Source organism: Streptomyces pseudogriseolus (genome assembly GCA_002154585.1).
Taxonomy (GTDB): domain Bacteria; phylum Actinomycetota; class Actinomycetes; order Streptomycetales; family Streptomycetaceae; genus Streptomyces; species Streptomyces pseudogriseolus.
In genome coordinates, this window is the sequence record MUNG01000162.1 from 1 (window position 1) to 17,662 (window position 17,662).

At 71.7% G+C, this 17,662-nt stretch carries 21 protein-coding genes and 1 pseudogene; 11 read left to right on the top strand and 11 right to left on the bottom strand.

The annotated features are described in order from the left end of the window. Positions 1–284 (bottom strand): annotated as a pseudogene (locus CCN29_RS35385) (hypothetical protein); the annotation flags it as partial. A 265-nt stretch (positions 285–549) separates the two neighbouring features. On the opposite strand from CCN29_RS35385, the gene CCN29_RS15935 reads away from it, so the two are divergent. The 4 genes from CCN29_RS15935 to CCN29_RS15950 all read left to right on the top strand — a co-directional run bounded on the left by CCN29_RS15935 (position 550) and on the right by CCN29_RS15950 (position 2,823). After that, positions 550–903, top strand: a complete 354-nt coding sequence (locus tag CCN29_RS15935; protein WP_086682653.1) for a DUF1330 domain-containing protein — start codon at positions 550–552, stop codon at positions 901–903. 86 nt (positions 904–989) lie between these two features. Further along, entirely contained in the window at positions 990–1,439 is a 450-nt protein-coding gene (locus CCN29_RS15940) for an SRPBCC family protein (protein WP_006131442.1), read from the top strand. 154 nt (positions 1,440–1,593) lie between these two features. Continuing rightward, positions 1,594–1,974 carry a transglycosylase family protein gene (locus tag CCN29_RS15945; protein WP_086682594.1) on the top strand — a complete coding sequence of 127 codons (381 nt, stop codon included), beginning with the start codon at positions 1,594–1,596 and terminating at the stop codon, positions 1,972–1,974. A gap of 87 nt (positions 1,975–2,061) precedes the next feature. Continuing rightward, entirely contained in the window at positions 2,062–2,823 is a 762-nt protein-coding gene (locus CCN29_RS15950; RefSeq protein WP_242784285.1) for a DeoR/GlpR family DNA-binding transcription regulator, read from the top strand. Between the two features lie 74 nt (positions 2,824–2,897). Here the strand turns inward: CCN29_RS15950 and CCN29_RS15955 are convergent, their stop codons facing one another. Continuing rightward, the gene (locus CCN29_RS15955) at positions 2,898–3,674 is read right to left on the bottom strand and encodes a GNAT family N-acetyltransferase (RefSeq protein ID WP_086682656.1); all 777 of its coding nucleotides are present in this window, start codon (positions 3,672–3,674) and stop codon (positions 2,898–2,900) included. 474 nt (positions 3,675–4,148) lie between these two features. On the opposite strand from CCN29_RS15955, the gene CCN29_RS15960 reads away from it, so the two are divergent. Then, on the top strand, positions 4,149–4,526 hold the full coding sequence (locus CCN29_RS15960; protein WP_442538385.1) for a DUF4406 domain-containing protein: 378 nt from the start codon (positions 4,149–4,151) through the stop codon (positions 4,524–4,526). 250 nt (positions 4,527–4,776) lie between these two features. On the opposite strand, the gene CCN29_RS15965 is transcribed toward CCN29_RS15960, so the two are convergent. Further along, the gene (locus CCN29_RS15965; protein WP_442538386.1) at positions 4,777–5,532 is read right to left on the bottom strand and encodes a DUF4328 domain-containing protein; all 756 of its coding nucleotides are present in this window, start codon (positions 5,530–5,532) and stop codon (positions 4,777–4,779) included. Between the two features lie 379 nt (positions 5,533–5,911). Here CCN29_RS15965 and CCN29_RS15970 point away from each other — a divergent pair, with 379 nt between their 5' ends. Continuing rightward, positions 5,912–6,328: a cytidine/deoxycytidylate deaminase family protein gene (locus tag CCN29_RS15970; RefSeq protein WP_086682605.1), complete on the top strand. Its 417-nt coding sequence runs from the start codon at positions 5,912–5,914 to the stop codon at positions 6,326–6,328. Between the two features lie 33 nt (positions 6,329–6,361). Here the strand turns inward: CCN29_RS15970 and CCN29_RS15975 are convergent, their stop codons facing one another. Next, positions 6,362–6,790, bottom strand: a complete 429-nt coding sequence (locus CCN29_RS15975; RefSeq protein WP_086682607.1) for a glutaredoxin domain-containing protein — start codon at positions 6,788–6,790, stop codon at positions 6,362–6,364. Positions 6,791–6,798: 8 nt separating this feature from the next. Next, complete coding sequence (locus tag CCN29_RS15980) at positions 6,799–7,812, bottom strand: LacI family DNA-binding transcriptional regulator (protein WP_006131434.1); 1,014 nt, start codon at positions 7,810–7,812, stop codon at positions 6,799–6,801. Between the two features lie 300 nt (positions 7,813–8,112). On the opposite strand from CCN29_RS15980, the gene CCN29_RS15985 reads away from it, so the two are divergent. The 4 genes from CCN29_RS15985 (at position 8,113) to CCN29_RS16000 (ending at position 12,969) form a co-directional block, all read left to right on the top strand. Continuing rightward, on the top strand, positions 8,113–9,420 hold the full coding sequence (locus CCN29_RS15985; protein ID WP_006131433.1) for an ABC transporter substrate-binding protein: 1,308 nt from the start codon (positions 8,113–8,115) through the stop codon (positions 9,418–9,420). A gap of 89 nt (positions 9,421–9,509) precedes the next feature. Continuing rightward, positions 9,510–10,505 carry a carbohydrate ABC transporter permease gene (locus CCN29_RS15990; RefSeq protein WP_006131432.1) on the top strand — a complete coding sequence of 332 codons (996 nt, stop codon included), beginning with the start codon at positions 9,510–9,512 and terminating at the stop codon, positions 10,503–10,505. 12 nt (positions 10,506–10,517) lie between these two features. Further along, a complete protein-coding gene (locus CCN29_RS15995) occupies positions 10,518–11,441 on the top strand; it encodes a carbohydrate ABC transporter permease (RefSeq protein WP_006131431.1) in 924 nt (307 codons plus the stop codon). 88 nt (positions 11,442–11,529) lie between these two features. After that, entirely contained in the window at positions 11,530–12,969 is a 1,440-nt protein-coding gene (locus tag CCN29_RS16000; protein WP_006131429.1) for a GH1 family beta-glucosidase, read from the top strand. A 61-nt stretch (positions 12,970–13,030) separates the two neighbouring features. Here CCN29_RS16000 and CCN29_RS16005 read toward each other — a convergent pair whose 3' ends face one another. After that, complete coding sequence (locus CCN29_RS16005; RefSeq protein ID WP_086682609.1) at positions 13,031–13,702, bottom strand: maleylpyruvate isomerase family mycothiol-dependent enzyme; 672 nt, start codon at positions 13,700–13,702, stop codon at positions 13,031–13,033. A 242-nt stretch (positions 13,703–13,944) separates the two neighbouring features. Next, positions 13,945–14,685 (bottom strand): class I SAM-dependent DNA methyltransferase, encoded by a 741-nt coding sequence (locus tag CCN29_RS16015; RefSeq protein WP_086682615.1) that lies wholly within the window; start codon positions 14,683–14,685, stop codon positions 13,945–13,947. 130 nt (positions 14,686–14,815) lie between these two features. On the opposite strand from CCN29_RS16015, the gene CCN29_RS16020 reads away from it, so the two are divergent. Next, positions 14,816–15,454 (top strand): hypothetical protein, encoded by a 639-nt coding sequence (locus tag CCN29_RS16020; RefSeq protein ID WP_086682618.1) that lies wholly within the window; start codon positions 14,816–14,818, stop codon positions 15,452–15,454. 19 nt (positions 15,455–15,473) lie between these two features. Here CCN29_RS16020 and CCN29_RS16025 read toward each other — a convergent pair whose 3' ends face one another. The 4 genes from CCN29_RS16025 to CCN29_RS16040 form a co-directional block, all read right to left on the bottom strand. Then, complete coding sequence (locus tag CCN29_RS16025) at positions 15,474–16,037, bottom strand: hypothetical protein (protein ID WP_086682621.1); 564 nt, start codon at positions 16,035–16,037, stop codon at positions 15,474–15,476. Then, positions 16,021–16,512, bottom strand: coding sequence for an RNA polymerase sigma factor (locus tag CCN29_RS16030; RefSeq protein WP_006131424.1), 492 nt, complete (start codon positions 16,510–16,512; stop codon positions 16,021–16,023). The genes CCN29_RS16025 and CCN29_RS16030 overlap by 17 nt, the downstream gene beginning before the upstream one ends. Before the next feature lie 148 nt (positions 16,513–16,660). Beyond that, positions 16,661–17,290, bottom strand: a complete 630-nt coding sequence (locus CCN29_RS16035) for a class F sortase (RefSeq protein WP_086682624.1) — start codon at positions 17,288–17,290, stop codon at positions 16,661–16,663. Next, complete coding sequence (locus CCN29_RS16040; protein ID WP_086682627.1) at positions 17,287–17,658, bottom strand: hypothetical protein; 372 nt, start codon at positions 17,656–17,658, stop codon at positions 17,287–17,289. The genes CCN29_RS16035 and CCN29_RS16040 overlap by 4 nt, the downstream gene beginning before the upstream one ends. Between the last annotated feature and the right edge of the window lie 4 nt (positions 17,659–17,662).

A 17,662-nucleotide genomic window follows, 5' to 3' on the forward strand; every position in this document is an offset into this window, starting at 1 on the left:
CTGGGCCGGGCCGCCCCTCCGGGACGGGACGCCGTGGGTACAGGCGCCCCTGTCCCGCCCGTGGGGGTCGGCTCGGCGGTGGACGGCGGCGAGGTCGTGGAGGTCGGCGTCGGCAGCGGGCCCAGCGTCGGCAGGGTCAGGTCGTGGGAGGCGGACGGCCTGGGGCTCGGGGTGCCGTCGTCCTGCGCCACCCACACCCACACGCCGACGCCGCCCAGGACCAGCGCGGCGGCGCCGCCGGCGATCCACGGGGCGCGCCGGGGCGGGCGACGGTGACGATTCATGGTCACCACAGTCCTATGCGCCTCGCCGAGCCGCCTGTCGTATGGTCCGGCTGCCGCGCGGCCCCTCCGTCCGGTGCGCTCGTACGGGTGACGGACACCGCCGACCGGCGGTCCCGCCCCCGTCGTGAGGTACGCCCCCTTCCCTTACCTCCGAGGTCATCGACCCCGCCCCCCGCCTGGTGCCACGATCACCGCGTACGAGAAACAGAGGGACCGACGGACCGACGATCGGCGGACCGACGACCGACCAACCGTGGAGGACACCATGACCGCGTACGCCATCGCCCACCTGCGCCCGGCCGCACCGCACCCCGACATCGCGGAGTACATGGAGCGCATCTCCGCCACGCTGGAACCGTTCGGCGGCCGCTTCCTGGTGCACGCCACGCGTCACGAGGTGCTGGAGGGCGCCTGGCCCGGACACGTGGTGATGATCGCCTTCCCCGGCCTCACCGAGGCACGGAACTGGTGGGACTCGCCCGCCTACCGGGAGATCGTGCCGCTGCGCGCCCGGCACATGGAGGGCGACATCATCCTGATCGACGGCGTCCCCGACGGCTACGACCCCGCCGTCAGGGCGGCGGCCCTCCGCAAGGAGCTCGACGCCCCCGCCCGCTGACCGCTGGGCAGCCCGGAGGCATCCGGTTACGGTGGAGATGTCCCCTTCGCCCGGGGAGTCGTCCCCGGAGTATCCGGGAGAGAGCCATGAGTACTCAGTTCGAGGTCGTCGTGGACGTCGACCGGCCCATCGAGGACGTCTTCGCCTACCTCGCCGACGGACGGAACGACCCCGAGTTCAGCCCCCGCGTCCTGGCGATGGAGAAGAGCCCCGACGGCGACACCCATGTGGGCACGGTGTTCCACAGCACGGTGAAGGACGCCGGGATGCGCTCCCAACGGGACTTCGAAATCTATGAGTTGACCGCACCCACGCGGATGCGGTGGCACGAGGTCTCGCACAACTCCATCACCGCCGAGGAGGGCGGCTACGACCTCGAACCCACATCCGACGGCGGCACCAGGGTGCGCCTGTTCAACGTGCTCGAAGGGCACGGCGTGGGCAAGGTGCTGCTGCCGCTCGCGGGAAGCGCGGCCCGCAGGGACGCCCCCGCCTTCGGCCGCCGTATCAAGAAGGCCGTCGAGGCCTCGGCCTGACCGGGACACCGGGCGCGCCCTGGATGGAACGGGGGAGGGCTGGACCGTGTGCCGCGCCCACTCACCGTGCGGCGGACACCGCGTCCCCCGGCCGGCGTAGCGACGCGGCCCGCCGGGATGCCGTCACGGCTCCCGGTGGCATAAAAGTGGGCCTATGACATCGAGACATACGGCCTCTGACGTCACCGGGCGTCGTGCCTCCGGAGTGCGCGTGCGGACCGCCCTGCTGGTCCTGGCCGCCGCGACCGCTCTCGGCGCGGCCACGACCGGGGCGGCCGCCTCACCCTCGGCCCGCCCCGGAACCGACTGGGACGCCATCGCCCGTTGCGAGTCGGGCGGCAACTGGAAGGCCAACACGGGCAACGGCCACTACGGCGGACTCCAGTTCTCGCAGTCGAGCTGGGTCGCGGCCGGCGGGCTCAAGTACGCCCCGCGCGCCGACCTCGCCACCCGCAAGGAACAGATCGCGGTGGCCAAGCGCCTTGCCCGGATGCAGGGCATGTCCGCGTGGACGTGCGCCTACGCGGGGCGTTAGGGGCCGTCGTCAAATGATCTTCGGCGTTTGTTCAAACGAACAGAGTGGTGTTAGAAGTAGTGCATGAGCGCCGGGGACCGTCTTGACTTGACCCTGAGGCTCGTCCAGAACGCGGGCAAGCTGTCCGTGTCGGAACTGGCCGAACGCCTCGGCGTCTCGGAGATGACCGTTCGCCGGGACCTGAACGCGCTGGAGAGCCAGGGCCTGCTGCGACGGGTACACGGTGGTGCCGTTCCCGTGCGTGCGTGGGACGAGGGTGGAGGCTTCCTCGCCCGGCGCGATTGGCAGGCCGCGACCAAGGACCGGCTGGGGGAGGTGGTCGCCGCGATGATCGAGCCGGGGACAAGGGTGCTGCTGGACGCGGGCACCACCACGGTTCACGTCGCGGAGCACCTGGTGGAGCGCGCTCCGCTCACGGTGGCCGTACTGAGCCTGCAGGCAGCCCAAGTCCTGGCGGACAAGCCGGGCATCGAACTACTCGTGGTGGGAGGGCGGTCGCGTCCGGGTGAACGCTCGCTGGTGGGCCCGCTGGCGACGAGCACCTTGGAGTCCCTGAGCTTCGACTGCTTCGTCATGTCGATCGGCGGGGTCCACGCCGAGCGCGGCTGGACGGAGTTCTCCCTCGACGACGCGGCGGTCAAGCAGGTCGGTCTCGTGCAGGCGGCACGCGCCGTCGTGGTGGCCGACGCCACGAAACTCGGGGTGCGAGCGTTCAGCCGGGTGGCTCCGCTGAGCGCGGCGGGTGCCTTCGTCACCGATGCCGCGGCGGAGGACGCGCAGACCCATCCGAACGGGCCCCAGACCCTCCAGGCGCTGAGGGAGTCCGGGGTCGAGGTCCACCTGGCGTAATGGCCGACGACCCCGTGCGCGGGCCGGCCCGGCCGCCGGCGATCAGACGCCGTACGCCACGGCTAGTTCGGGGGTCATGTGACGCCCTGGGGGTGGAAAGCGTGCTCCGTGAAACTGCCACATGCCGTGAACCCCAGGCGCCGGTAGACCGGTTCACCGTCTGCTGACGCCTGCAGTACCGCGCGGTACTGGCCGTGTTCGCGTGCCGCGTGGAGCGCGGCCACGGTGATGGCGCCGCCGTAGCCGCGTCGGCGGTGGCCGGCGAGGGTGCTGATGTTGTAGATGCCGGCCACATCGGCGTGGTGGAAGACTTCCGCCGAGCAGACCGGCTGGTCGCGGTAGTACCCGATGAGGTACTGGGCAGGGCAGTCGGGCCGGAGGGCCCAGTGGGCCGCGTCGCGGTAGAAGGCCCGCACCGTGGCGGCCGGCGGGTCCCAGTTCGCGGACAGCACGGCGGCATAGTCGGCGAGCTGTTCGGGGGTCCGCACCTGACGGATGGACAACTCCGCGACGCGGGGGCGGGAGGGGAGCGCGTCGAGGGGCGCCCACATCGCCGTCTCGCGCTCCGTGGCTTCGAGACCGGCCGCCACGAGCCGGCGGGAGAGATCCGAGGGCGTGGATGCGGGTCCGACCCACCAGGAGAAGGGGCGTCCCGCGGCCTTCAACGTGCGCACCGTCGCTTCGATGCGAGCCGCGGCCTGCGAGGGAGCGAAGCGTGCCGCCGCCACGATGTTGAACGTGTCGTCGTCGATCCCGCTGTCGGCGATCAGCAGGTCGTCCGTTTCGGTCACGGTCGCACCGGCGACCTGTCGGTGCAGGTGGGCCGCGTGCTCCGCCAGGTTGGCTTCCATGCGCTCGAGGATGTCCGTTTCACCGACACCCGGGCACTGCTTCATGATTAACGACCGTCTTCTGTCTCTCGGGGTGTCCCGCATGTGCTGGTACGAGGCTCCACACTTCATTCCCGTGATGCGGTGTCACACTGTAACAGCAATCGCACATGGCATGTTCGTATGAACGCGAGGATGGTCAACCGCGGCAATCACGCTGCCGCGTAGGCCGACGCCGACGCCGACGCCGTCCAGTGCAGGGCACCGACGCCGGCAGTGTCGATCGCCCCTACTTGGGTGTCGCTGCGGACTCTACTCTGCGATGTTCGGCGAGTGAACATGAAAGTGGTCAAACGAACACTTTCGTGTTAGAAATGGTGATGGTAGGCCGCCGACCGACGGAACCTGACCTCCGTCGGTCGGCGCGGACTCCGACGGGGACGAGCCCTGCGTCGAAGTCCGCCCCCGCTTCACATCTCGTGGAGGAGACATCCCGTGAACCGCCGTCCGCGTCCCTTGATGATCCTCGTCGCCGGACCGTGCCGATCGGGCACGGGCGACGACCCGCGCAAGCTGGAGGCGAACGTCCGGGCCATGAACGAGACCGCCCTGGCGCTCTTCCGTGCCGGTCACCTCGGAGTCACCGGCGAGGCACTCGCCCTCCCGCTGCTGGAGACCGCCGGCAGTACCCGCCCCGGCGATGCCGTCTATGAGGAGATGTTCCACCCCCTCGCCGAGCAACTCCTCCTCCGCTGCGACGCCGTCCTGCGCATCGGTGGGCCGTCCGAGGGTGCTGACCTGATGGTCGGCCGGGCGCGAGCCTGGGGCAAGGACGTCTACACCAGCCTGGACGACATCCCGGCCGCCCGGTGACGAGCGGCGCCGATACGGGAATCTGATCGAGACAGCGGCCGGTCTGCTGGAGGGGGTTGACGCTCCGCTGCCAATGGGATCATCACCTTCCCCTTCCCACCCCCTTCCGTGGCACCACGGCGGCGCAAACTGCCCGGTGGCTCCGCGGCGCGCGCCGGGTCGCCGCGCCGCCGGCGGTGCCCTGCCGCACCCGACGGTTCACCCCTGCACCAGAACCGCGCGGCCCGCACCGGACGTCCGGTGCGGGCCGTCACGTGTCGTCCGGTGTGCGTCGTCGTCTGCCGTCCGGCGCCGGCCGGGGCACCGGGCCGCCCGCCGCCGGATACTGCGGCTCGGGCGGGAACGGGTTCCCCGCCATCGCCTTGGCGTTCTGATCCGCCGTCAGCCTGCGGACGAACAGCAGGGCCAGGACCGCGGCGACGATGTCGAGGACCGACCCCAGCATCAGCCATCCCGCGGCATCGTGAACCGCCTGCGGGTCCTCGGCCGCGTCGTACTGCCGCGCGGCAAGCCGGTCGAAGATGTTCGACACGATCCACAGGCTCCACCAGGAATTGAGCAGCCGCTGGTGCCGCAGCTCGCCCGCGTAGGGGTCCGGCTGGCTGGCGCGCAGGACGTCCTGGGCGATGCCGCGCGGGATCCACAGGTTGGCGAACGGGATGAACCAGCCGCCGATCGCCCAGCCCGGCGTGCGGCGCTGCACGTCCGGCGCGAACACCTCCGCGTTGTGACGCACCCGGTGGAACCAGATGATGAACAGTGTCGCCGTCCCGATCAGGCCGAGCAGGTACAGCCCGCTGGACCCGGCGATCGCCGTGTCCGCCCGGTCGACCGCGTCCATGTCGATGCCCGTCGGGCCGGTGGACAGCACGTCCGCCATCACCGACCGCATGTACGCCGCCGCTCCCAGGCTCAGCACGTCGGCGACGATCACGACGGCCAGCAGCGCGGTCACGGCGTGCGCGAGACCCAGCGGTGAGCGCAGCACGGGTCCGGGACCGGGCATCGGCCGACCGGGCATGGGCGGACAGGCCATGAGGACCCCCCTGAGAAATGCGGTGGACGTGCGGCGCGCTCTCCCCAGAAACGCCGCGAGATGATCACAGACGAGTGATCGGCTTCCGGACCTTACCCCATCGCCGTTACGGCGTGCCCACGACTGTCGCCGTGACGCGCGCGAGGCGGCGAGGGCGCCGTGGGTGGCGTGGGCTCCTTCGCCGCCCGTCACGGTCTGCGCGCGCGGAACCTCGTCGAGGAGGTGTACCCGGTCGGGTCGCGTGGCACCGGCCGACCGGAGTGCCGGCGCACCCGCGTTGCCTGGCTGACGGTCCCCGGCCACTCTTGACCCGCACATGCAGGCTTCGCGCCCGGAGGCACGCCCCACCATGCACACGCACGACGTCGACCAGGAACTCGTGGACGCCGCGACCGAGGTCGCCCGTACCCGCTGCCAGGGCGACCGGCACACCATGGCCGCGGCGGCCCGCGCCGCGGACGGCCGAATCGTCACCGGGGTGAACGCCTACCACTTCACCGGCGGCCCGTGCGCCGAACTGGTCGTCGTCGGCTCGGCCGCCGCCCAGGGCGCCCACGACTTGGAGACCATCGTCGCCGTCGGCGACCGCGACCGCGGAGTCGTCCCCCCGTGCGGCCGCTGCCGCCAGGCGCTCCTCGACTACTTCCCCGCACTTCAGATCGTCGTCGCGACCCCCGACGGCCTCCGCGCCGTCCCCGTCGGCGACCTTCTCCCGCACACCTACGTCTGGGCCGACCACCAGCTCGATGCGCCGTCACCGTCCTGACCGGATGTCACTTCGGCCCAACGGCCCCGGCGCTCACAGCCGTTCGCGCACCCACTCCGGGTCGGGATTGACCTGTGCCCGCCCGTCCGGCAGGACGACCGTCGGCACGGTCTCGTTCCCGTCGGCGACCGCCCGCACCGCCGCCGCGGCGGCCGGGTCGCGCCAGATGTCGACCCAGTGCGCCCGGCGCGCGTCCCGGCCCAGCCTGAACCGCAGCCGCCGGCAGTACCCGCATCCCGGCCGCCAGTACACCACCGGACGCCCGTCCGCGGCGCTGCGCCGCCGGGCCTCCTCCGCGCCGAGGGAGGGCGGGAACACCAGCGGCGAGTTCACCGCAGCGAACGCGACGAACGCCAGCAGCATCACCACCGCCCCGACGGTGCTCCCGTCGGCGAACAGGCCCGCCGAGCCGAACAGGCCGGCGGCTATGAGGAGTACCGGCAGCAGCCGGCCCCGTACCATCCCGCCCCCTACGACGACTCGCGGACGACCAGCTCCGCGGGCAGCGTGATCTGTTGCCGGGGGCCGTCGTTCAGGGTGATGTCGGTGAGGATGCGGGCCATCGTGCGGCCCAGTTCCTCCACCGGCTGACGCACCGTCGTCAGCGGCGGGTTGGTGTGCCGGGCGAGCACCGAGTCCTCGAAGCCGACCACGGCCACGTCGTCCGGCACGCGGCGCTTCCGGCGGCGCAATTCGGCCAGCGCGCCCACCGCCATGAGGTCCGACGCGGCGAAGACGGCGTCCAGATCCGGCGCGCGTTCAAGAAGCAAACGCATGGCGCGGCCGCCGCTGTCCTCGGTGAAGTCGCCCGCCTCGATCAGCGACCCGTCCGCCGGAACGCCCGCTTCCTGGTGCGCGGTGTGCCACCCCGCGAGACGGGCGCGGCCGACGTCCATGTCCTGCGGGCCGGTGATCGTCGCGATCCGCCGCCGCCCGCGGCCCAGCAGATGCCGTACGGCCTCGGCGGCGCCCGCGGCGTTGTCGGCGTTCACGTAGCTCAGCTGCTCGCCCGCGTCGCGGCGGCCGGCGAGCACGACGGGCAGGCCCATCTCCTCGAGGGTGCCGGGCAGCCGGTCCTCGGAGTGCACGGAGACCAGCAGCACGCCGTCCACCCGGCGGGTGGCCACCGACTCGGTGAGCTGATCGCGTTCGGCCTGGTCGCGTACCAGCATCAGCTGCAGCTGCGTGCCGCTCTCCGCGAGCGCGCCGCTCACGCCGCGGATCAGCGCGGCGAAGAACGGCTCCGAGCCGAGCCGGCTCTCCGACTCCGGGATGACCAGGGCCACGGCGTTGGTGCGGTTGGTGACCAGGCCGCGGGCGACCGAGTTGGGGACGTAGTTCAGTTCTTTGATCGCCGCCAGGACGCGGGCCCGCGCGTCGGCGCTGACCAGGTCGGAGCCGTTGACGACGCGGGAGACCGTGGTGCGCCCCACGCCGGCGCGGGCGGCGACGGTCTTGATCGTGGGACGGCGGTTGCCCGTCATGCACTCCCCCCTCAGCGGCCGCGGCGGCGTTCTCTGCCGCGGAGGTGACCTGCGGCAATTCTTGCAGACGCCGACGACGGCGCAGCACCCCCAGGGTCCGGAAGGCGAACGGAAGCCGCGTCCGGCATACAGAAGTTGCTTTCAAGTTATTGACAGATTGCGCCGCTGCTACAAGTCTTCGTGGGGCGGTGGGAACGTGCCCACCCCGAAATGGGCACGTTCCCACTTCGATCATGAGCCGCTGCGGTCATCGCAGAACTTGTCACCCCGGTGTGTCAGCGCCGTCGTAGGAGGAGATCCATGGGCACTCTCGGTTCGTTGCGCAGGAAGGCGGTGGCGACCGCCGCGGCCGTCGGCGCGCTCTCGCTCGTCGTCGGTTGCAGTGGCGACAGCGACTCGGTCACCGGCGGCAGCAAGGACGGCGACAAGGTCACCATCACCATGGGCCTCTTCGGTGTCATGGGCATCAAGGAGACCGGCCTGCTGGAGGAGTACGAGAAGCAGAACCCCGGCGTCACGATCAAGGCGGAGATCGCCGGTGACGAGCAGACCTACTACACCGCCCTCCAGACCAAGCTCGCCGCGGGCAAGGGCCTGAAGGACATCCAGGGCATCGAGATCGGCCGCGCCAAGGAGATCACCGAGACCCGGGCCGACAAGTTCGCCGACTTCGCGGGCTTGGCGGGCACCGACCACTTCCTGCCCTGGAAGCAGTCCCAGATCACCACCGAGGACGGCAAGGTGCTGGGCCTCGGCACCGACATCGGCCCGATGGCCGTCTGTTACCGCAAGGACTACTTCCAGCAGGCCGGCCTGCCCACCGACCGCGAAGAGGTCGGCAAGCTCTGGGAAGGCGACTGGAAGAAGTACGTCGAGGTCGGCCGCACCTTCAAGAAGAACTTCAAGGGCGGCGACGTCGCCTACACCGACTCGGCCAGCGGCCTGTTCAACGCCATGGTCTACGGCTACCCCGAGCAGTACTACAACGAGAAGGGCGACCTGATCTACGACACGAACCCGGCCGTCAAGGAGGCCTGGGAGCTGTCGTCGGACGCCGCCGACGAGGACCTGACCGCCAAGCTGCGCCAGTTCCAGCCCGGCTGGGACCCCGGCCTGTCCAACGGAACGTTCGCGACCGCGGTCTGCCCGGCCTGGATGCTGAGCCACATCAGCGAGAAGGCCGGCGAGGTCAACAAGGGCAAGTGGGACGTCGCCCGCGCCCCGAAGGGCGCCAACTGGGGCGGCTCCTTCCTCGGCGTGATCGAGGACAGCCCGGTGAAGGAGGAGGCGCAGAAGCTCGTCGCGTGGCTGACCGCGCCCGAGCAGCAGGCCCGCATCTTCAAGGACCTCGGCAACATCCCGTCCTCGCAGAAGGCCCTCGAGGACCCGACCGTGAAGGCCGTGAAGAACGACTACTTCAGCGGCGCGCCGCTCGGCCAGATCTTCGGCGCCGCGGCGCAGGAGATTCCCGACAAGCAGGTCCTCGGCCGCAAGGACGGCACCATCAAGGACACCTTCTCCCAGGGCCTGGCCCTGGTCGAGCAGGGGACGCCGCGTGACGAGGCGTGGGACACCACCGTGGAGCGCATCCAGAAGGCGGTCCGCTGACCGCAGCTCCAGCGGCCGTCCCGGGCCCGCCCGCCTCAGCGCACGCGGGCCCGGGACGGCTCCCCATCCGCTCTCAGGAAGGAAGTCCGGTGGCCACCTCCACCACCAAGGCCCTGGCCGGCGAGGAGCCGCCGGGTCCGTCCCGCGCCGGGGACGGCAAGGAGACCTCACGGCGGCGCGGCGCCTGGCTGCACCGCCTCGACGTCAAGGGCGCCCCGTACGCGTTCGTCGCCCCGTTCTTCGTCGTCTTCGCCGCGTTCAGCTTCTACCCGCTCGTCTACACCTCGTGGATCTCCCTGCACGACGTGGAACTGGCCACGCTCGACGTCATGGAGTGGGTCGCGTTCGACAATTACGTCGACCTGTGGGGCGATTCACGGTTCTGGAACGCCCTCCAGAACACCATCACCATCGGCGTCATCTCCACGGTGCCGCAGCTGCTGATGGCCCTGGGCATGGCGCACCTGCTCAACTACCGCATGCGCGCCTCGCTGTTCTTCCGCGTCGCGTCCCTGGTGCCGTACGCCACGTCCGTCGGCGCGGCCGCGCTCGTCTTCACCATGATCTTCGAGCGTGACTTCGGCATGATCAACTGGGCGCTCGGCACGGTCGGCATCGACCCGGTGAACTGGGAGGCCGACAAGTGGCCCGCCCAGGTGGCGATCTCCACCATCGTCATCTGGCGCTGGACCGGCTACAACGCCCTGCTCTACCTGGCCGCCATGCAGGCCATCCCCGCCGAGCGCTACGAGGCCGCCTCCCTGGACGGCGCCTCCCGCTGGCAGCAGTTCACGCACGTCACCGTGCCCGGCATCCGCTCCACCATCGTCTTCACCATCGTGCTCTCCACGATCGGCGCCACCCAGCTGTTCGGCGAACCGCTGATCTTCGGACAGGGTCCCAACGGCGTCACCGGCGGCGCGGACAACCAGTACCAGACGCTGGGCCTGCTCCTGTACGAGGAGGGCTGGAAGAACTACCAGATGGGCCGGTCGGCGACCGTCGCCTGGGCGATGTTCATGGTGCTGGTCCTCGCCTTCCTGGTGCAGCGGCTCGTCAAGCGCCTGCGCTCCCGTACGTCCTGACCTGGAGACGTCATGACCATCCACGACCTCCCGGCCCGGACGGACGCTCCGGCCCGGACCGAACCCGACAAGCCGGCCCGGCGCGGCGGACGCCGTCTGCTGCGCGAACGCGCCGGCCGCACCCACCACGCCGGACCGCTCGCCTACGTCCTGCTCGCCGTCATGGCGATCCTGTCCATCTTCCCGCTGTACTGGACGATGGTGGCGGCCTCCACCGACAACACCCGGGTCAGCCAGACCCCGCCGCCGTTCCTGCCCGGCCCGAACCTGTTCAGCAACCTCGCCCGCGCCTGGGACGAGGCGGCCATGGGCAAGGCGATGATCAACAGCACCATCGTGGCCGGCGTGATCGCCCTGTCCACGGTGTTCTTCGCGACGCTCGCCGGGTTCGCCTTCGCCAAGCTGCGTTTCAAGGGCCGCAACATCCTGCTCATGCTGGTGATCGGCACCATGATGGTGCCGCCGCAGCTCGGCGTCGTCCCGCTGTTCATGATGATGTCGGAACTCGGCTGGTCGCAGGAGCTGCCCGCCGTCATCTTCCCCACGCTGGTCAGCGCCGTCGGCGTGTTCTTCATGCGGCAGTACCTCTCCGAGGCGCTGCCCGACGAACTCGTCGAGGCCGGACGGGTCGACGGGGCGCACTCGCTGCGCATCTTCTGGAGCATCGTGCTGCCCGTCGCGCGCCCCGCCATGGCCGTCCTGTTCATGATCACGTTCGTGCACGCCTGGAACGACTTCTTCTGGCCCTTCGTGGTGCTCGACATGACCAACCCGACCGTCCCCGTCGCGCTCACCCAGCTCAGCGCGGGCTATGTGCGCGACCAGTCGCTGATCATGGCCGGCGCGCTGCTCGGCACCCTGCCCCTGCTGGCGATGTTCGTCGTCTTCGGCCGTCAGATCGTCAGCGGCATCATGGCCGGCGCCGTCAAGGGCTGACCGCCTCCCCGCAGTCACCGACCGACACCCCCACCGGGCCGGCTCGCCCACCCACGCGAGCCACGCCCACCATCCCGAAAGGACTTACGTGGTCACCGCAGCACAGCAGACCGCGTCCGCCCCGGACGCCGCCCGCACCTTCCCCAAGGGCTTCCTCTGGGGTTCTGCCACCGCCTCCTACCAGATCGAGGGCGCCGCCGCCGAGGACGGACGCACCCCGTCCATCTGGGACACCTACGCCCGCACCCCGGGCCGGGTCCGCAACGGCGACACCGGTGACATCGCCACCGACCACTACCACCGGTGGCGCGAGGACGTCGCCCTCATGGCCGAACTCGGCCTCGGCGCCTACCGGTTCTCCCTCGCCTGGCCCCGTATCCAGCCCACCGGACGCGGCCCCGCCGTGCAGAAGGGCCTGGACTTCTACCGGCGCCTGACCGACGAGCTGCTGGAGAAGGGCATCCAGCCCGTCGCCACCCTCTACCACTGGGACCTGCCCCAGGAGCTGGAGGACGCCGGCGGCTGGCCCGAGCGCGCCACCGCCGAACGCTTCGCCGAGTACGCCGCCCTGGCCGCGGACGCCCTCGGCGACCGCGTGAAGACGTGGACCACGCTCAACGAGCCCTGGTGCAGCGCCTTCCTCGGCTACGGCTCCGGTGTGCACGCCCCCGGCCGCACCGACCCGGTCGCCGCCCTGCGCGCCGCCCACCACCTCAACCTCGGCCACGGGCTGGCCGTCCAGGCCCTGCGCGACCGGCTCCCGGCAGCCGCCCAGTGCTCGGTCACCCTCAACATCCACCACGTCCGCCCGCTCACCGCCACCGAGGGCGACGCGGACGCCGTCCGCCGCATCGACGCGCTCGCCAACCGCGTCTTCACCGGCCCGATGCTCCAGGGCGCCTACCCGGAGGACCTCCTCAAGGACACCGCCGGCCTGACCGACTGGTCCTTCGTGAAGGACGGCGACCTCGAGCAGATCAACCAGCCGCTCGACTTCCTCGGCGTCAACTACTACACGCCCACAGTCGTCTCCGAGACCGACGGCAGCGGCACCCACACCTCCGACGGCCACGGCAACAGCCCGCACAGCCCCTGGCCGGCCGCCGACAGGGTCGCCTTCCACCAGCCGCCCGGCGAGCGCACCGCGATGGGCTGGGCCGTCGACGCCACCGGCCTGTACGACCTGCTGCGCCGGCTGTCGGGCGACTTCCCCGAGCTGCCGCTGGTCATCACCGAGAACGGCGCCGCCTTCGACGACTACGCCGACCCGTCCGGCAACGTCAACGACCCCGCGCGCATCGCCTACGTCCGCGACCACCTGGCCGCCGTCCACCGTGCCATCCTCGACGGCTCGGACGTCCGCGGCTACTTCCTGTGGTCCCTGCTCGACAACTTCGAGTGGGCGCACGGCTACAGCAAGCGGTTCGGCGCCGTGTACGTCGACTACCCGACCGGCAAGCGCATCCCGAAGGCCAGCGCGCGCTGGTACGCGGAGATCGCCCGCACGGGCGTCCTCCCCGCGGCCTGACCCGGGCCCCGCGAGCCCGGCTCCCTGCCCGTGGGGGACAGGAAGCCGGGCTCGCGGCCGTTCACGCGGCCGTGCAGCGGGCGCGGAGCAGGTCCACGCCCTCCCCGTCGAGCTCGTCGCAGAACGCCGCGCGCCCCGTCATCGCCATGACGAGGGCGACGGTCCGCCCGGACACGGGAAGTCCCTTCCCGGTGGCGAAAGGACCGTCGTCCGCGACGAGTTCCAGCCCGCCGATGCGCCCCTTCGCGACGACCACGAGATCGGTCCCCCGGTAGTACTCGGCGACGGCGGTCACCGTCTCGACCGGGTGGGCCCGCCGTAGGCCGAGCGGCCGCCGGATGTCCTCCCCGTGCACGACCGTCTCACCGAGCATGGCGAGGGCGGGCAGGGGCGGCTTGGTCGTACTCGACACGGAGCGCCGGAAACGGCCGAGGGTGTCGTCCGGCCCCGTACCGAGCTGCTCGGCCAGACGCATCGCGACCTGCTTGTCGAAGTCGAACCGGCAGCGGACGACGCCGGCCAGCCATCTCACGGTGTTGAGACGCGCCCCCGCGGTGAGATGCGCGAGTACGTCGCGCACGGTGAGTCCGTCACACAACGAGGGCGTGTCCCACCGGCCGGCGTCGACCCCGGCGAGATCGTCGGCGAGCGCGGCCCGCTCGGCACGGATCATGGACCACACGGTGGAGTCGGGAAGGCGGCGGACGGTCGCGCGTCCCGGACGAGTCGTCATGGGCGAGGGGCTCCTGTCGGTGGGGCGGTCGACACGGGTGTGTCCACGGGGGAAGACCCCCGCCCCGGGCGGAACTCATCGCAGGGAGCCGAGCAGACGCGACCGGCGAGCCGGACTCCGCCAGGCGGCCGTGCGAGGGTCCGGTTGGCGCCCGTGGGGCCCGAGAGCTGGCGTCACCTCGAGCCCGGCCAGGTGATCACCCTGCACGAGACCCGAGCGGTGGCCGGGACGGCGGTCGTCGTTCAGGCGGGTCTCCGCCACACGGAGATGTGCTGGGGCGAGTCCTGAGTGAACGGTGAACCGTCCCAATCACCCACACGGCGTTCCAACTCCAGGCCGGCGATGCGGGCCATGAGGTCGAGCTCCGCCGGCCACGCGTAGCGGTGGCGGGAGGCCCCGCGGCGGTAGCGGCCGTCGTCGCCGTCACGGGTGAAGTGGTGCGAGACGAGGAGCTGTTCGACCGGGTCGACGGTGTCGAACCCCACATGCCGCTCGGACACGTCGAACGGCACCGCGATCTGCCCGGGCGGCAGGAACCGCAGGGGCGGCACGCCCAGCTCGACGACGAAGCGGCCCCCGGGCCGCAGATGCCGCGCGGCGTTGCGGAAGCACTCGACCTGCTCGTCCTGGGTGAGCAGGTTCGAGATCGTGTTGTAGACGAGGTACACCAGGGAGAACTCACCCGGCACGACGGTCGTCGCCATGTCCCCGATGACCACCGGGAGCGTGTCCTCGTCGACCTTGCGGCGCAGCACCGCCGCCATGTGCTCCGACAGTTCGATGCCCGTCACCGGCACACCGCGCTCCCGCAGCGGCACACCCACACGCCCGGTCCCGACGGCGAACTCCAGCGCCTGTCCGTCCCCGGCCAGCTCGGCAAGGAAGCCGACGGTCGCTTCGAGGACGGTGGCCGAGGTCGTCTCGGCCTCCTCGGCGTCATAGCGTTCGGCGGTCTCGCGGTCCCACAGTTCACTGCTCGTCACGAACGGCCACTGTGCCGTGCCCGAGAGGCACTGTCGACGTATTTATTCGGCTGCGGCGGCGGTGTGAGGCTCCGGCCTGTCCGACAATGGCCGCTGCCGTTACTCCCTCGACAGACAGGTGGGCAACCCCGTGGGCGCACCGCACCCGCTCCTGACGTACTTCCTGGCAGCCGCCGACGGCCGCTTCCCGCCGGTCGACGGCAAGGTGACGGTGCTCCCGCCCCTGCCCGGAGGGCTGGAGTGCTCGGTCGCCTTCACCGGTCACGCCGTCGTCGCCACCGCCCTGAGCGAGGAGGACGTGCACGCCCAAGGACCGGACGGCTTCGGTGCGTCGCTCGCCCCGGACTTCCTGCGCCACCTCGCCGGTCCGAAGGGCTGGATCGACGTCGTCGACGTGACCCTCACGGCCCGCGGCACCGGTGGCCCGCCGCGACTCGCGGAGCTGACCGGTGCGGACGGCCATCCGCGCGTCCGCCACGCCAGGGACGTCCGCACGAACGTCGAGGTCCACGGGGACGAACGCGGCCTGATCACCCTGGCCGACGGTGTCGCCGGACGGCGGGAGCTGAGCATCGAGCTCCACGACGTCCAAGGCGGCGGCCGAGGACACGGGAGGTCGCTCATCGCCGACGCCCTGTCCCTCGTCCCGGACGGCGACCCGGTCTTCGCCGCCGTGTCCCCCGGCAACGCCCGCTCCCTGCGCGCCTTCCTGGCCTGCGGGTTCACCCCGACGGGCAGTGAGGTGCTGCTGCGTCCCGAGCGGGGGTGAGCGGGCGCGCCGAGCGGCGTCACGGGCTCCGGTACCCCTCGACCGGCTCGGCGGCCCTCTTCGACTCCCTCGGATCGGCGGCCGCCCGGTCCGACATCGCCGGCTCGGTTGCCCGGTCCGAGACCTCGGGTTCGGCGGCCCTGTCCGACACCTCGGGCTCGGCCGCCCGCTCCGACTCCCTCGGCCCGGGCGTCGGGACGACGGCACCCCGAGGCGTCGTCGTCTCGTCGGTGGCGGGACTGGGCCGGGCGTCCTCGGAGGGCTCGGCGGCCTCCGGCGACACAGTCGGGCCCGTCGCGGGGGAGGGGGTGCCGGTCAGGGGCGGCGGAGCCAGCGGGACCGTGGGCGAGACCGGCCGCTCGGACGTCGTCGAGCTCTGCAACGGCAGCGCGACGAGCAGCGCCACGGCGCAGGTGAGACCGGCCCCGACCGTCGTACGGACCAGCCGTCGCCGCGCCGCCCGGCGGCGGACCGTCTCGAACCGGCCGGGCGGGGGGCCGAGATGGTCGGACGTGGGCCGCAGGAGTTCGGCGAGCGGGTCGTCCGGCTCGAACTCGGGCCCCTCGTCAGCGTGAGTGATCAAGGTTTCTCCTCAGGTGGGCACGGAGCAGCTCCCTGGCCGCGTGAAGATCGGCCTTGATGGTTCCTTCCTTGCGTCCGGTCACGGCGGACACCTCCCGGACCGGCAGATCAGCGTAGTAGTGCAGGAGGATCGGCACCCGTAGCCGGTCGGGCAGCGACTGCACGAGCATCCGCACCGACGGGTCGGACGGTTCCGCGTGCGGGCGTACGGCGGCCTCGGTGCCGACCCTGCGCACGGTGGTGCGTTCGCGGTCGAGCCTGCGCCAGTGGTCGCGCACCAGATTGGCCGCGGTGACGTACAGGAAGCCCCGTGGTTCCGACACGGAGGTCCACCGCGACCACAGCCGGGTGAACGCCTCCGAGGCGATCTCGTGGGCCGTCTCGTCGTCGTCGACCAGACGGCGGCACCAGCCGGCGAGGCGCGGGTAGAGGGCAGCGAAGAGCTCGGACGCTGCCTGCTCGCGGGACCGTTTCAATGCTCTCCATGGTCGGGGCGGCCCCGGTGACGGGGAACCGCTCATGGACGGTATGCGGAATGGACACCGAGGGGACGACGGGGCACCGGACATTCCCCGACGACCGGATGCCGGACCGCCGGTGCGGCGGCCCGGCACCCGGTGCGGGTCAGGGGGCGGTGGCGCGGAGCGCCGCGAAGACGATCACGTTGTCGCGGTACTCGCCGTCCTCCAGCGGCCCCCCGCACGTGATGAGCCGCAGCTCAGGACGTGCGGTGTCGCCGTAGACGTCCTCCGTGGGGAAGTCGTCCTTGGCGACCGTGCGGACCGAGGTGACGGCGAACTCCGCCGCCGTGCCGTTCTCCAGACGCACCGTGATCCCGTCGTCCCGCCGCAGCCGCGCCAGATGACGGAAGACCCCGTCGCCGTAGGCGCCGACCGTGACATGACCGAGGATCACCGAGGGACCCGGCCGGCCCGGCGTGGGCGAGTACCGGTACCAGCCGGCCGGGTCGTCCGCCTGGATCGGCGGCACCTCCACCGTGTGGTCCGGGGCCAGGCCCAGCCGTACGACCGGTGTGTCGACGCCGATCGCGGGGATGCTCAGGCCCACCGGGGCCGAACGCGCCAGGGGGCGCGCCGCGGAGTCGGACGCCCCCGCCGCGGCCGGCGCCCGGGTCCCGGACGGTCGCGTCACGTCCGGCCGGGACCCGGAACCCTCACCGTCGCCTCCGCCGCACCCCGCGACCAGGCAGGCCACGGCCACGGCGACGACGGCGCGCCTGGAGAGGGGCGTCATGCCCCGGACGCCCGACGGCGCACGACGAAGACCGCCGCGCCGCCCGCGGCGAGCACCGCGGCGGCGCCCCCGCCGATCAGCAGACCGTCGCTGCCCGACCGGGCGGCGGCCGGCGCGTCACCGGTGTCCGGCGCACCGCGCGGCACCACGGAGACCCCGCCCCGGTCCTCCGCCGGAACCGGAGTCGCCTCGGCGGCGTCGCGGTCGGTCGGCACCGGGCTCGCGGCCGTCTCGGCCGTCTGGTCGCCGGTCTCGGGGACCGCCGTGGTCGCGGGCACGGGGGAGGGGTCGTCGGCGAACGCCGGCATCGCGGTGGCCAGCACGGCGGTGCACGCGAGTGCCGCTCCGCTCAGGACGTTTCGGCGCATGGAA

What these genes read in the sequence shown, in the direction of transcription:
- CCN29_RS15935 (WP_086682653.1), top strand. Translation starts at nt 550, where the DNA reads ATGACCGCGTACGCCATCGCCCACCTGCGCCCGGCCGCACCGCACCCC.
- CCN29_RS15940 (WP_006131442.1), top strand. Translation starts at nt 990, where the DNA reads ATGAGTACTCAGTTCGAGGTCGTCGTGGACGTCGACCGGCCCATCGAG.
- CCN29_RS15945 (WP_086682594.1), top strand. Translation starts at nt 1,594, where the DNA reads ATGACATCGAGACATACGGCCTCTGACGTCACCGGGCGTCGTGCCTCC.
- CCN29_RS15955 (WP_086682656.1), bottom strand. Translation starts at nt 3,674, where the DNA reads ATGGAAGCCAACCTGGCGGAGCACGCGGCCCACCTGCACCGACAGGTC.
- CCN29_RS15965 (WP_442538386.1), bottom strand. Translation starts at nt 5,532, where the DNA reads ATGCCCGGTCCCGGACCCGTGCTGCGCTCACCGCTGGGTCTCGCGCAC.
- CCN29_RS15970 (WP_086682605.1), top strand. Translation starts at nt 5,912, where the DNA reads ATGCACACGCACGACGTCGACCAGGAACTCGTGGACGCCGCGACCGAG.
- CCN29_RS15975 (WP_086682607.1), bottom strand. Translation starts at nt 6,790, where the DNA reads ATGGTACGGGGCCGGCTGCTGCCGGTACTCCTCATAGCCGCCGGCCTG.
- CCN29_RS15980 (WP_006131434.1), bottom strand. Translation starts at nt 7,812, where the DNA reads ATGACGGGCAACCGCCGTCCCACGATCAAGACCGTCGCCGCCCGCGCC.
- CCN29_RS15985 (WP_006131433.1), top strand. Translation starts at nt 8,113, where the DNA reads ATGGGCACTCTCGGTTCGTTGCGCAGGAAGGCGGTGGCGACCGCCGCG.
- CCN29_RS15995 (WP_006131431.1), top strand. Translation starts at nt 10,518, where the DNA reads ATGACCATCCACGACCTCCCGGCCCGGACGGACGCTCCGGCCCGGACC.
- CCN29_RS16005 (WP_086682609.1), bottom strand. Translation starts at nt 13,702, where the DNA reads ATGACGACTCGTCCGGGACGCGCGACCGTCCGCCGCCTTCCCGACTCC.
- CCN29_RS16035 (WP_086682624.1), bottom strand. Translation starts at nt 17,290, where the DNA reads ATGACGCCCCTCTCCAGGCGCGCCGTCGTCGCCGTGGCCGTGGCCTGC.
- CCN29_RS16040 (WP_086682627.1), bottom strand. Translation starts at nt 17,658, where the DNA reads ATGCGCCGAAACGTCCTGAGCGGAGCGGCACTCGCGTGCACCGCCGTG.